Annotated in this window: 12 protein-coding genes; 4 read left to right on the top strand and 8 right to left on the bottom strand. The window is 62.9% G+C overall.

The genetic code is table 11. The features are described 5' to 3' along the window. Positions 1-11: 11 nt before the first annotated feature. From rsmB to def, 3 genes are read right to left on the bottom strand one after another with little or no spacing between them, the layout of a single operon-like run. Positions 12-1,322 carry a 16S rRNA (cytosine(967)-C(5))-methyltransferase RsmB gene (gene rsmB, locus H620_RS0101985; RefSeq protein WP_027906642.1) on the bottom strand — a complete coding sequence of 437 codons (1,311 nt, stop codon included), beginning with the start codon at positions 1,320-1,322 and terminating at the stop codon, positions 12-14. Further along, positions 1,319-2,251 (bottom strand): methionyl-tRNA formyltransferase, encoded by a 933-nt coding sequence (gene fmt, locus H620_RS0101980; protein WP_027906641.1) that lies wholly within the window; start codon positions 2,249-2,251, stop codon positions 1,319-1,321. Before fmt ends, rsmB begins: the two co-directional genes overlap by 4 nt. A 60-nt stretch (positions 2,252-2,311) precedes the next feature. Beyond that, positions 2,312-2,818 (bottom strand): peptide deformylase, encoded by a 507-nt coding sequence (gene def / locus H620_RS0101975; protein ID WP_011531480.1) that lies wholly within the window; start codon positions 2,816-2,818, stop codon positions 2,312-2,314. A 207-nt stretch (positions 2,819-3,025) separates the two neighbouring features. Between def and dprA the strand changes: the two genes are divergently transcribed. Together dprA and tsaC are read left to right on the top strand one after the other, a co-directional pair. Beyond that, positions 3,026-4,123 (top strand): DNA-processing protein DprA, encoded by a 1,098-nt coding sequence (dprA, locus tag H620_RS0101970; RefSeq protein WP_023377963.1) that lies wholly within the window; start codon positions 3,026-3,028, stop codon positions 4,121-4,123. A 38-nt stretch (positions 4,124-4,161) separates the two neighbouring features. Then, entirely contained in the window at positions 4,162-4,719 is a 558-nt protein-coding gene (tsaC, locus tag H620_RS0101965) for an L-threonylcarbamoyladenylate synthase type 1 TsaC (protein ID WP_023377965.1), read from the top strand. A gap of 150 nt (positions 4,720-4,869) precedes the next feature. Here the strand turns inward: tsaC and H620_RS0101960 are convergent, their stop codons facing one another. Continuing rightward, entirely contained in the window at positions 4,870-5,847 is a 978-nt protein-coding gene (locus H620_RS0101960; protein WP_023377966.1) for an NADPH:quinone reductase, read from the bottom strand. 132 nt (positions 5,848-5,979) lie between these two features. Here H620_RS0101960 and hemF point away from each other — a divergent pair, with 132 nt between their 5' ends. Together hemF and aroE are read left to right on the top strand one after the other, a co-directional pair. Next, on the top strand, positions 5,980-6,891 hold the full coding sequence (hemF, locus tag H620_RS0101955) for an oxygen-dependent coproporphyrinogen oxidase (protein WP_023377967.1): 912 nt from the start codon (positions 5,980-5,982) through the stop codon (positions 6,889-6,891). Between the two features lie 25 nt (positions 6,892-6,916). After that, positions 6,917-7,741, top strand: a complete 825-nt coding sequence (gene aroE / locus H620_RS0101950) for a shikimate dehydrogenase (RefSeq protein WP_023377968.1) — start codon at positions 6,917-6,919, stop codon at positions 7,739-7,741. A gap of 10 nt (positions 7,742-7,751) precedes the next feature. Here the strand turns inward: aroE and H620_RS0101945 are convergent, their stop codons facing one another. From H620_RS0101945 to betC, 4 genes are all read right to left on the bottom strand, one after another. Continuing rightward, positions 7,752-7,970 (bottom strand): hypothetical protein, encoded by a 219-nt coding sequence (locus H620_RS0101945; RefSeq protein ID WP_023377969.1) that lies wholly within the window; start codon positions 7,968-7,970, stop codon positions 7,752-7,754. An 83-nt stretch (positions 7,971-8,053) separates the two neighbouring features. Next, on the bottom strand, positions 8,054-9,619 hold the full coding sequence (locus tag H620_RS0101940; RefSeq protein ID WP_027906640.1) for a SulP family inorganic anion transporter: 1,566 nt from the start codon (positions 9,617-9,619) through the stop codon (positions 8,054-8,056). A gap of 115 nt (positions 9,620-9,734) precedes the next feature. After that, the gene (gene choX, locus H620_RS0101935) at positions 9,735-10,658 is read right to left on the bottom strand and encodes a choline ABC transporter substrate-binding protein (RefSeq protein ID WP_023377971.1); all 924 of its coding nucleotides are present in this window, start codon (positions 10,656-10,658) and stop codon (positions 9,735-9,737) included. Positions 10,659-10,672: 14 nt separating this feature from the next. Beyond that, a complete protein-coding gene (betC, locus tag H620_RS0101930) occupies positions 10,673-12,190 on the bottom strand; it encodes a choline-sulfatase (RefSeq protein ID WP_027906639.1) in 1,518 nt (505 codons plus the stop codon). Positions 12,191-12,257: the final 67 nt, after the last annotated feature.

Genomic DNA, 12,257 nt, shown 5'->3' with positions numbered 1-12,257 from the left:
CCTTTTTTCACTTAGCCACGCGAGGCGGCAATCTTGATCAGCTTGGCATAGTAGAAGCCGTCATGGCCGCCTTCCTGGGCCAACAGCTGGCGCCCGTGAGGCTGGCGCAGGCCGGCCTCGGTCGCCAGGTCGAGTTCACGGGCACCTGGGGTGCGGGTGAGGAAGGCGTCGATCACTTCGGTGTTTTCCGTCGGCAGGCTCGAGCAGGTGGCGTAGAGCAGGATGCCGCCCACTTCGAGCGTCGGCCACAGAGCATCGAGCAATTCGCCTTGCAGAGTGGCCAGGGCCGGAATGTCGTCGGCCTGACGGGTCAGCTTGATGTCCGGGTGACGGCGGATCACGCCCGTGGCCGAGCACGGTGCGTCGAGCAGGATTCGCTGGAACGGCTTGCCATCCCACCAACTGGCGGTGTCACGGGCGTCGCAGGCAATCAGCTCGGCGTCCAGTTGCAGACGGTCGAGGTTCTCGCGCACACGGGTCAGGCGCTTGGCTTCCAGGTCGATGGCCACGACATGGGCCAGGCCCGCTTCGGCTTCGAGCAGGTGGCAGGTTTTGCCGCCAGGGGCGCAGCAGGCGTCGAGCACGCGTTGGCCTGGGGCCAGTTCCAGCAGGTCGGCGGACAGCTGCGCGGCCTCGTCCTGTACGCTGACCCAACCTTCGGCGAAGCCCGGCAGTTGGCGAACATCGCAGGCTTCAGCCAGCAGGATACCGTCGCGGCTGAACCGGCACGGGGTGGCGGCGATGCCCGCCTCGGCCAGCAGGCCAAGATAGGCATCACGGCTGTGATGACGGCGGTTGACCCGCAGGATCATCGGCGGATGGGCATTGTTGGCGGCGCAAATGGCTTCCCACTGCTCGGGCCAGAAGGCTTTCAGCGATTTCTGCAGCCAACGCGGGTGAGCGGTGCGCACCACCGGATCGCGCTCCAGGCCGGCGAGGAGTTCTTCGCCTTCGCGCTGGGCGCGGCGCAGCACGGCGTTGAGCAGGCCCTTGGCCCACGGTTTTTTCAGCTTATCGGCGCAGCCAACGGTTTCCCCGATGGCGGCATGGGCCGGAATGCGGGTGTAGAACAGCTGGTACAGGCCGACCAGCAACAATGCCTGCACATCGCAGTCGGCGGCCTTGAACGGCTTTTGCAGCAACTGCGCAGCCAGCAGGTCCAGGCGAGGCTGCCAGCGGGCGGTGCCGAATGCCAGGTCCTGGGTGAGGCCTCGGTCGCGCTCATCGACCTTGTCCAGTTGTGCCGGCAACGAGCTGTTCAGCGAGGCCTTGCCGCTCAGGACAGCGGCCAGGGCGCGGGCGGCGGCCAGGCGTGGGTTCATTGGCCCAACACCTTGCCGCTGGCGAACTTCTCGCGGCGGCTGTTGAACAGGTCACTGAAGGCCAGGGCCTTGCCGCCGGGCAATTGCAGGCGGGTCAGGCTCAAGGCCTGCTCGCCACAGGCGACGACCAGGCCGTCCTTGCTGGCGGAAAGGATTTCACCCGGGGCGCCTTTGCCTGTGGACACGTTGGCGGCCAGCACTTTGACGCTCTCGCCATCCAGGGTGCTGTGGCACACCGGCCATGGGTTGAACGCGCGAATCAGGCGCTCCAACTCGACGGCTGGGCGGCTCCAGTCGATGCGGGCCTCGTCCTTGTTCAGCTTGTGAGCGTAGGTGGCCAGGGCATCGTCTTGTACTTCACCCTGCAGGGTGCCGTCGGCCAGGCCTGCGATGACCTGCACCACGGCCGGCGGTCCCATTTCGGCAAGGCGGTCGTGCAGGCTGCCACCAGTGTCGTCGGCGCTGATCGGGGTAACCACCTTGAGCAACATCGGGCCGGTGTCCAGGCCCGCTTCCATACGCATCACGGTCACGCCGCTCTCGGCGTCTCCAGCCTCCACGGCGCGCTGGATCGGCGCGGCGCCTCGCCAGCGGGGCAGCAAGGAGGCGTGGCTGTTGATGCAGCCAAGGCGCGGGATGTCCAGCACTGCTTGCGGCAGGATCAGGCCATACGCGACCACCACCATCAGGTCTGGCTGCAGTGCCGCCAACTCCGCCTGGGCCTCGGCGTTGCGCAAGGTTGGCGGCTGGAACACCGGAATGTCGTGGGCTACGGCCAGCTGCTTGACCGGGCTCGGCATGAGCTTCTGGCCACGGCCAGCAGGGCGGTCGGGCTGGGTGTAGACGGCCACCACTTCATAGGGGCTATCGAGCAGGGCCTTGAGGTGTTCGGCGGCAAACTCTGGAGTGCCTGCGAAGACGATGCGCATGGAGTTCTCGCTTCAAAAAAGAAAAAGGCTTGCCGGAGCAAGCCTTCTGGAAGGAATGGATCAGGCTTGCTGGCGGTGCTGCTTTTCCAGTTTCTTCTTGATCCGGTCGCGTTTGAGCTGAGACAGGTAGTCGACGAACAGCTTGCCGTTGAGGTGATCGAATTCATGCTGGACACACACCGCCAGCAAGCCTTCGGCTTCAAGCTCGTAGGGCTTGCCATCCCGGTCCTGGGCCTTGACCCGGACACGCAGCGGACGGTCGACGTTCTCGTAGAAGCCCGGTACCGACAGGCAGCCTTCCTGATACTGACCCATGTCGTGGGTCAGCTCTTCGACCGTGGGGTTGATGAAGACCCGCGGCTCGCTGCGGTCTTCGCTGAGGTCCATCACCACGACTTGCTTGTGGACGTTGACCTGGGTGGCGGCCAGGCCGATGCCAGGCGCTTCGTACATGGTTTCAAACATGTCGTCGATCAGCTGACGCAGGGCGTCGTCGAACTCCGTCACCGGTTTGGCAATGGTGCGCAGGCGCGGGTCCGGGAATTCGAGAATGTTCAAGATGGCCATAGGGTCAGGCAGTCACTGTGCGTTCGGTTGAAAACTGAGCACACATAATAAAGGGAATCGGGGGATTCGGCACCTGGCAAAGCTCGGCTACGGTTTCAGGAGACGACTTCAACGTCATTCGATGGACAGGTTGTCAAAGTATTATCAACAAACTTATCCACAGGTTGTGCCACGTTTATGGCCCTCTTCCGATCAAGGATGATCCCCATGTCGACTCACCATTCATCGAATTGTCCGCCTGCCGAACTGGAGGCGCGATTACGTCTGCACCGCTTGCCCGAGATAGGACTGCGTCGCTTTCAGCGCCTTCTGGAGGCCTTCGGAACGGCGTCTTCGGCGCTGAGTGCACCGGCCAGTGCCTGGCGTGCCCTTGGCCTTGCGCAAGCCAGTATCGATGCGCGCCGCTGTGCGCAGGTACGCGAGGGTGCTTTGGCTGCAATGGCCTGGCTAGAGCGTCCAGGCCAGCATTTACTGATGTGGGACGGTGCCGGTTACCCCGCGTTGCTGGCGGAAACGGACGACCCGCCGCCCCTGTTGTTCGTCGCAGGCGACCCCGCTTGCCTGGAGCAACCGCAGCTGGCCATTGTGGGTAGCAGACGTGCTTCACCTCCGGCTCTGGACACCGCTCGGGCATTTTCACGTGCCCTTGCGCAAACGGGTTTCACCATCACCAGTGGCCTGGCGCTGGGCGTTGATGGTGCCGCTCATCGGGCGGCGCTGGAGGTCGGAGGGCAGACGATTGCCGTGCTTGGCACTGGGCTGCAAAAACTTTATCCACAGCGCCATCGTGACTTGGCGCGAGCGATCATCGACAGCGGCGGCGCGGTGGTTTCGGAGTACCCGTTGGATGCTGATCCCCTGCCTGCCAATTTTCCGCGACGCAATCGCATCATCAGCGGCATGTCCCTGGGGGTGCTGGTTGTCGAAGCCAGTCTGGGCAGTGGCTCGTTGATTACTGCCCGCTTGGCGGCTGAACAAGGCCGGGAGGTGTATGCCATTCCCGGTTCGATCCACCACCCGGGCGCCAGGGGATGCCATCAGTTGATACGCGATGGCGCGCTGCTGGTCGAGAGCGTGGAGCAGATCATCGATACCCTGCGGGGTTGGCAAAATCTGCCGCAACCGGCTGTGGATAAACCTCAACATCCGCTCCTGGCCCTTCTGCACGCAGCACCCCAGACCAGCGAGGGGTTGGCGCTCAGCAGTGGCCGGCCTTTGGCCGAGGTACTGGCCAGCTTGACCGAGCTGGAGCTCCAGGGCCAGGTCAGCAATGAAGCCGGACGTTGGTTTGCCCGCTCGGCCTAAGTAAACTGCGCCCAAGGCTTAAATGCGGAGAGATACAAATGGTGAGCAGTTGGCGTGTGCAACAAGCCGCACGTGAAATTCGGGCGGGGGCGGTGATCGCCTATCCGACGGAAGCGGTCTGGGGCCTGGGCTGCGACCCCTGGAACGAGGACGCGGTGTATCGCCTGCTGGCCCTGAAGTCGCGGCCTGTGGATAAGGGGCTGATTCTGGTCGCCGACAGCATCCAGCAATTCGATTTCCTGTTCGAGGATTTCCCTGAAGACTGGATCGACCGCATGAGCAGCACCTGGCCGGGACCCAACACCTGGCTGGTGCCGCACCAGGACCTTTTGCCGGAATGGGTGACGGGGCAGCACGACACCGTGGCGCTGCGGGTCAGTGACCACCCATTGGTACGTGAACTGTGTGCGCTGGTGGGGCCGCTGATTTCCACCTCTTGCAACCCTGGCGGGCGCCCGGCAGCCAAGACCCGGTTGCGGGTTGAGCAGTATTTCCACAACCAGTTGGACCTGGTGCTGGGTGGAGCGTTGGGTGGGCGAAAGAACCCGAGCGTGATTCGTGACCTGGTGACTGGCGAAGTCGTTCGACCGGGTTGATTTGCCTGGTGGACACCGACTTTTGATGGGGCGGTGGCTGTGTGGTTACTGTTGCCGCTCTTTCGCGACGCAAGGCCGCTCCTGCAGAGGGGCTGCATCAGCGCGAATCTTTACTGCGCAGCCCTCGCAGGAGCCGACTTGCCGGCGATTTCAGGGCAGTAGTACCGTCGAACCCACGGTCCTGCGCGCCGACAACTCAGCCTGCGCCTTGGCCGCCTCGCTCAGCGGATAGCGCTGCTGGATATCCACGACCAGCTTGCCACTGGCGATCATGGAGAACAGATCGTCCGCCATGGCCTGAGTGTTTTGCGCATTGTTGGCATAGCTTGCCAGCGTTGGCCGGGTGACATACAGCGAACCCTTCTGCGACAGGATCCCCAGGTTGACGCCGGTCACCGCTCCGGAGGCATTGCCGAAACTCACCATCAGCCCCCGTGGTTTGAGGCAGTCCAACGAAGTCAGCCAGGTGTCGGCACCCACGCCGTCATACACCACCGGGCATTTCTGACCGTCGGTCAGTTCCAGCACGCGCTGGGCGACATCTTCGCGGCTGTAGTCGATGGTCGCCCAAGCCCCTAGTGCCTTGGCCCGCTCGGCCTTTTCGGCGGAGCTTACGGTTCCGATCAGTTTGGCGCCCAGCGCCTTGGCCCACTGGCACGCCAGCGACCCTACCCCACCGGCTGCTGCATGGAACAGAACGAAGTCACCCGGCTGCACGGCGTAGGTCTGCTTGAGCAGGTACTGCACGGTCAGACCCTTGAGCATCACTGCCGCGGCTTGCTCGAAGCTGATGCTGTCGGGCAGCTTGACCAGATTCGCTTCGGGCAAGGTATGTACCTCGCTGTAGGCGCCCAGTGGGCCGCCAGCGTGGGCCACACGGTCACCGACCTTCAGCCGGGTGACGCCTTCGCCAACTGCCTCGACAACGCCGGCTGCTTCGGTGCCCAGGCCCGAAGGCAGAGACGGTGGCGAGTAAAGCCCGCTGCGGAAATAGGTGTCGATGAAGTTCAGGCCAATCGCATGGTTACGCACCCGCACTTGCTGCGGACCGGGTGGCGCAGGCTCGAACTCCACAAGTTGCAGAACCTCTGGGCCGCCATGCTGGCTGAACTGTATACGCTTGGCCATCTCGCACTCCTGTTGTCGGGATCGGAAGGCCTTCTATCGGACGCCTTTGCTTGATCGTCGTCAACTGCGGCGCGCTGGCTGCCGGTGGTATGCTACGCGGCGAATTTCTTCCTGCTCCTTCCAGGTGACCCGATGACCAGCCGCACCGAGGCCGTGAAAGCCTACCTGCTCGACCTGCAAGACCGCATCTGCTCTGCCCTCGAAGCTGAAGACGGCGGCGCCCGCTTCGTCGAGGACGCCTGGGTGCGCGAAGCCGGTGGCGGTGGCCGTACGCGGGTGATCGGTGAAGGCAAAGTGATCGAGAAAGGCGGCGTGAACTTCTCCCATGTATTCGGCGCCGGCCTGCCGCCTTCGGCCAGTGCCCACCGCCCGGAGCTGGCGGGTCGTGGCTTCGAGGCGTTGGGCGTGTCGTTGGTGATTCACCCGCACAATCCACATGTACCCACCTCCCATGCCAATGTGCGTTTCTTCATTGCCGAGAAGGAAGGCGAAGAGGCGGTCTGGTGGTTCGGCGGTGGTTTCGACCTGACCCCCTACTACGGCAACGAGGAGGACTGCATCCACTGGCACCGTGTGGCCCAGCAGGCCTGCGCGCCGTTCGGCGCCGACGTGTACCCCCGCTACAAGGCCTGGTGCGACCGTTACTTCCACCTCAAGCACCGTGGTGAACCTCGGGGTATTGGGGGCTTGTTCTTCGATGACCTGAACGAGTGGGACTTCGATACCTGCTTCGCTTTCATCCGCGCCATCGGTGACGCCTACGTCGACGCTTACCTGCCGATCGTCCAGCGCCGCAAGGACACGCCCTACACGCCCCAGCAGCGTGAGTTCCAGGAGTACCGCCGTGGCCGCTACGTCGAGTTCAACCTGGTCTACGACCGTGGCACTCTGTTCGGCCTGCAATCGGGTGGGCGCACCGAGTCGATCCTGATGTCGTTGCCACCGCAGGTACGCTGGGGTTATGACTGGAAGGCCGCACCAGGTAGCGAAGAAGCGCGCCTGACCGAGTATTTCCTGCAGGACCGTGACTGGCTCGCCCAGTAAGTCTGTGGATAACCAAGGAGCCCTCATGGACCAGTATGTCGTTTTCGGCAACCCGATTGGCCACAGCAAGTCGCCTTTGATCCATCGTCTGTTCGCCGAGCAGACCGGTCAGGATCTGGAGTACGCCACCCTGCTGGCGCCGCTGGATGAGTTCAGCGATTGCGCCCGCGGCTTCTTCAAGCAAGGCAGCGGGGCCAATGTGACCGTGCCGTTCAAGGAAGAGGCTTTCCGGCTCTGCGAAAGCCTCACGCCTCGGGCCCGGCGAGCGGGCGCAGTGAACACCTTGAGCAAACTGGCGGACGGTACGCTGCAAGGGGATAACACCGATGGCGCGGGCCTGGTGCGAGACCTGACGGTGAATGCCGGGGTCGAGCTGACAGGCAAGCGCATCCTCATTCTCGGTGCCGGAGGTGCGGTACGCGGCGTGCTGGAGCCGATCCTGGCGCACAAGCCACAATCATTGGTGATCGCCAACCGCACGGTGGAAAAGGCCGAGCAGCTGGCGCGTGAATTCGATGAGCTGGGGCCGGTGGTGGCCAGCGGTTTTTCCTGGTTGCAGGAGCCGGTGGATGTGATCATCAATGCGACGTCTGCGAGCCTTTCCGGTGAGTTGCCACCGATTGCCGACAGCCTGGTCGAGCCGGGGCGGACGGTTTGCTACGACATGATGTATGGCAAGGAGCCGACGCCGTTTTGCCAATGGGCCAGCAAGCTTGGGGCTGCCAAGGTGCTGGATGGGCTGGGGATGCTGGCCGAGCAGGCGGCCGAGGCGTTCTTCATCTGGCGTGGGGTGCGGCCGGACACGGCGCCTGTGCTGGATGAGCTGCGTCGGCAGTTGGCGCGCAGTTGACCTCGGATCGCTATTGGATGAATTGGCGTTCCAGGGCGATCTGCTGCCGGTATTGAGCGAGCTTTGCTTCGGATTGCGCTTTGCCAGTATAGGGATCCCGAGCGGTCATTTGGCTTTCCAGCCGGGCAATGCGTGCTTGTGCATCGGCAACGCTCCAGCAGTCATCCGCAGCATAGGTGCCTGGCGCCACCAGCAATGGCACCAACGCGAGGTAAACGCAGCTACTCATGGCGTACTCTGTGGTGAATGGACGCCATGCACTTTTTCATCGCCTGCGGGTTGTCCGCAACTGACAGAATTGACAGTTGACTGTCAGTCTTCGAAACGTATTGGACAGTTCGCAAGGCCTTCCAGCTTCTGCAATTCCTCTACCACCTGCGGCCTTGCCCGCTGCAATGTCAGGCTCCCACCAAGGCGCATCAATCGCCGCGCTTCGCGGTGCAGCATATCCACACCCGAGTAGTCGATGAAGTTCACCTGCCGCGCATCGATCACCACATGCGGCCCCTGGCAGCGCTGTAACCGCACTTGCAGGTAATGCGCTGCGCCGAAGAATATCGACCCGCCCACCCGCAGCATGTCGGCTTCGCCTTCCCGGCTCTGCTGCACCCGTGGCCGCGAAGTGCGCTTGAGGTAGAAGAACAGTGACGCCAGCACCCCGGCATAGATCGCTGTCTGCAGCTCCAGCAGCAAGGTGGCGGCGGCGGTCAGTGCCATGACCAGGAACTCAGAGCGGCTGACCCGAAACAGCGCCCGGATTGCCCGATGGTCCACCAGCCCCCAGCAGATCAGCAAAATGCTGCCGGCCATGGCCGGAATGGGCAGATGCGCAATCAACCCGGCGCCCATGACGGCGAACAACGCCACCCACAGGGCCGAGAACACGCCAGCCATGGGGGACTGAGCACCCGCGTCGTAACTTAGCCCGGAACGGGTGAACGAGCCGGACGACAAGTAGCCGGAGAAGAATGCCCCGACGATGTTCGACACGCCTTGGCCACGGATTTCCTGGTTGGCGTCGATCAGTTGCTCGGAGCGCGACGACAAGGAACGGGCAATCGAAAGACTGGTCACCAACCCCAGCATGCCCACGGCGACGGCACTGGGCAGTAGACGCAAGATCAGCTCGAAGTCCAGCAATGGCAGTGGGCTGAGCGGCGGCAGTTGGCCGACGAAGGCAGGCACGCGCTGTACATGGCCAAAGACGCTCGGCAACAGCCAGGTCACCAGACTCACCAGCACCAGACTTATCAACAGGCTGGGCCAGCGGGGTCGCAGGCGTTTGAACGCCATCCCGATCAGCAAGGTGGCCAATCCCAGCGCCAGCGACGGCCAGTCGACTTCTCCGGCATGGCTAGCCAAGTCCTGCAGGGTTTTCAGCGCCGTGGCCTGGCTGGGCAGGTCCATGCCCAGCAGATTGGGCAATTGGCCGAGGGCGATGACGATGGCGGCGCCCAGCGTGAATCCAAGCACCACGGAATGGGAAACGAAATTGACCAGCGCGCCGAAACGCAGCAAGCCCAGCAGCAATTGGAAAATGCCGGCGAGGAACGTCAGCAGCAGCACCAAGGTCACGTAGTCAGCGCTTGTGGGCACGGCCAGCGGGCTGACACTGGCGTAGAGGACGATGGAGATGGCGGCGGTCGGGCCGCAGATCAGGTGCCAGGAGGACCCCCACAGGCAGGCGACCAGAACCGGCACGATGGCGGCGTACAGGCCATACTCGGCAGGCAGCCCGGCGATCAGGGCATAGGCGATGGATTGTGGCAAGGCCAGGATGGCCCCGCTCAGGCCCACCAGCAGGTCCTGGCGCAGACTGCGGCCCGATTGGCGGGGCAGCCAGGTGAGGAAGGGCAGCAGGTGGTAAAGGCGCGGCATGCATCGTTCCTGTTCAATATCGCCTACGAGGGCTTGGCCTTCGTTACGCGACACAAGGCCGCCCCCGCAAATTCTCTGGGTGTGCGGAGCGGCCTCAGTAGCCCACAGTCAAAAATCAGAGCCTAGCGTTCACTGCCTCCAGGGCATCGCCATCGGCCTTGGTGGTAACGCCTGCCAACCACGCTTCCAGCACCTGCGGATTGGCCTTCACCCACGCTTTGGCCGCTTCATCGAAGCCGATCTTCTTATCCACAACCTCGGCCATGATGCTGTTTTCCATGTCCAAGGTAAATTTCAGGTTGCCAAGCAGTTTCGCCGCATTTGGGCATGCTTGTGGATAACCCTTGCGCGTCAACGTGTAGACGTCGCCTTTGCTGCCGAACCACTTCTCCCCGCCGGTCAGGTAATGCATTTTAAGTTTCACGTTCATCGGGTGAGGTGTCCAGCCGAGGAAAGTGATGAACTGCTGCTTCTTCACGGCGCGGTCCACCTGCGCCAGCATTGCCTGCTCGCTGGATTCGACCAGTTTCCACTGGCCGAGGTTGAACTGGTTCTTGTCGATGATCTCTTTCAGCGACAGGTTGGCGGGGGCCCCGGAACCGATCCCGTACAGCTTCTTGTCGAACTGCTCGGCATGCTTCTGCAGGTCGGCAAAGTCTTTCACGCCTGCCTGCCAGACATAGTCCGGCACTGCCAGGGTGAACTCGGTTCCCTCCAGGTTGCGCGACAGCCGCTGCACATCGCCGTTGGCGATGAATTTGTCATGGAAGCCCTGCTGTGCAGGCATCCAGTTACCAAGGAACGCGTCGACCCGGCCATCTTTGAGGCCACCGTAGATGATCGGTACCGCCAGGCTGTCGATCTTCACCTGGTAGCCCAGGCTTTCCAGAAGCAGGCGGCTGATGGCGTTGGTGGAAGCGATATCGCTCCAGCCGGGGTCAGCCATTTTCACGGTGCTGCATTGTGCATCGCTGTCGGCGGCATGGGCCGTGCCCAGGCTCAGGGTAAGGGCGAACACGGCGGCGGAGAACTTCTGCATGGCGGCCTCTCTTCTCAATCCAGGGGGGCGGGCTGTGGATAACGTGCCTTGCGCTCGAGGTCGTCGAGATCGATGTGGTTACGCATGTACTGTTGGCTGGCATCGACCATCGGTTGGTGGTCCCAGCTTTTCAGCGTGCCGATGGCCAGCGCTTCGGCCACCAGACGGCGGCGTCTCTGGCTGGCCAGCACCTGCTGGCGCAGGCTGGGGATATCCCAGCGTTGGCGGGCTTCATCGACGAATGCCTGCAGCCGCGCCTGATGGTCCGGGCTGCTGGTGAGGTTCTCCCGCTCGTGCGGGTCGCGGCTCAAGTCATAGAGTAAGCAAGGATCGTCCTCGCTGTACACGAACTTGTACGGGCCACGACGGATCATCATCAGTGGGCCGACGGTGCCTTCGGCCATGTATTCGCCGATCACCTCGTCATGGCCACCCTGCCCTTGCAGGTGGCCGAGCAATGAGTGGCCATCCAGGTGCAGGTTTTTATCCACAGCACCGCCGGCCAGTTCGACCAGGGTCGGCAGCAGGTCACAAGTGGAGACCGAAGCGCTGACTCTCGTTGGAGCGAAGCGTTTCGGCGCATGGATCAACAGTGGCACACGGGCCGACATCTCGAACCAATGCATCTTGTACCAGAGCCCGCGCTCGCCAAGCATGTCGCCATGGTCGCCGGAGAATACGATCAGGGTGTCATCCGCCAGGTCACACTCCTCGAGCGTTTGCAGGAGTTGGCCGATGTTGTCGTCGATATAGCTGCATGCGCCGAAGTACGCGCGGCGTGCGTCGCGAATCTTATCCACAGGCAGGGTTCGGTCCCACAGGTCGTAGACCTTGAGCAGCCTTTGCGAGTGCGGGTCCTGCTCATGCTGGCCGAACTCAGCGCGCGGCATGGGGATATCCACAGCCTCGTAGCGATCCCAGTAGCGTCTGGGGATGGTGTACGGATCATGGGGATGGGTCATGGACACCGTCAGACAGAACGGGCGGCCATCATTGTCGCGGACATGGTCGTAGAGGTACTGGCGCGCCTTGAACACCACCTCCTCGTCGAAGTCCAGTTGGTTGGTGCGCACGCAAGGGCCGGCCTGAAGTACCGAGGACATGTTGTGATACCAGCTCGGGCGCTCGTCCGGGGCGTCCCAATTCACCGCCCAGCCATAGTCGGCCGGGTAGATGTCGCTGGTCAGGCGCTCCTCGTAGCCGTGCAACTGGTCTGGACCGCAGAAGTGCATCTTGCCGGACAGTGCGGTGCGGTAACCGAGGCGGCGCAGGTAGTGGGCGTAGGTCGGCACATCAGCGGGGAAATCGGCCGCGTTGTCATAGGCACCAATGCGGCTCGGGAGCTGGCCACTGACCAGGGTGAAACGCGACGGCGCACAAAGCGGGCTGTTGCAGTAGGCGGAGTCGAACACCACGGCTTGCTCGGCCAGGCGGCTCAGGTGGGGCATCTGAATGGGTGAAGGGGCGTAGATCGGTAGCAGGGGCGCGGCCATCTGGTCGGCCATGATGAACAGGATATTCGGGCGCTTCATGGTTGGCTTCCATCGTTCAGTATTATGCGAACCGCTTGCCTACCAAGATGCGACTGTGGATAACATG

It is taken from the genome of Pseudomonas taiwanensis DSM 21245, assembly GCF_000425785.1.
In the GTDB taxonomy this organism is placed as follows: Bacteria; Pseudomonadota; Gammaproteobacteria; order Pseudomonadales; family Pseudomonadaceae; genus Aquipseudomonas; species Aquipseudomonas taiwanensis.
The sequence above is the reverse complement of the archived record's forward strand: the minus strand, read 5'-3'. Positions and strand labels throughout refer to the sequence as shown.

What these genes read in the sequence shown, in the direction of transcription:
- rsmB (WP_027906642.1), bottom strand. Translation starts at nt 1,322, where the DNA reads ATGAACCCACGCCTGGCCGCCGCCCGCGCCCTGGCCGCTGTCCTGAGC.
- betC (WP_027906639.1), bottom strand. Translation starts at nt 12,190, where the DNA reads ATGAAGCGCCCGAATATCCTGTTCATCATGGCCGACCAGATGGCCGCG.
- H620_RS0101940 (WP_027906640.1), bottom strand. Translation starts at nt 9,619, where the DNA reads ATGCCGCGCCTTTACCACCTGCTGCCCTTCCTCACCTGGCTGCCCCGC.
- dprA (WP_023377963.1), top strand. Translation starts at nt 3,026, where the DNA reads ATGTCGACTCACCATTCATCGAATTGTCCGCCTGCCGAACTGGAGGCG.
- def (WP_011531480.1), bottom strand. Translation starts at nt 2,818, where the DNA reads ATGGCCATCTTGAACATTCTCGAATTCCCGGACCCGCGCCTGCGCACC.
- tsaC (WP_023377965.1), top strand. Translation starts at nt 4,162, where the DNA reads ATGGTGAGCAGTTGGCGTGTGCAACAAGCCGCACGTGAAATTCGGGCG.
- hemF (WP_023377967.1), top strand. Translation starts at nt 5,980, where the DNA reads ATGACCAGCCGCACCGAGGCCGTGAAAGCCTACCTGCTCGACCTGCAA.
- H620_RS0101960 (WP_023377966.1), bottom strand. Translation starts at nt 5,847, where the DNA reads ATGGCCAAGCGTATACAGTTCAGCCAGCATGGCGGCCCAGAGGTTCTG.
- aroE (WP_023377968.1), top strand. Translation starts at nt 6,917, where the DNA reads ATGGACCAGTATGTCGTTTTCGGCAACCCGATTGGCCACAGCAAGTCG.
- choX (WP_023377971.1), bottom strand. Translation starts at nt 10,658, where the DNA reads ATGCAGAAGTTCTCCGCCGCCGTGTTCGCCCTTACCCTGAGCCTGGGC.
- fmt (WP_027906641.1), bottom strand. Translation starts at nt 2,251, where the DNA reads ATGCGCATCGTCTTCGCAGGCACTCCAGAGTTTGCCGCCGAACACCTC.
- H620_RS0101945 (WP_023377969.1), bottom strand. Translation starts at nt 7,970, where the DNA reads ATGAGTAGCTGCGTTTACCTCGCGTTGGTGCCATTGCTGGTGGCGCCA.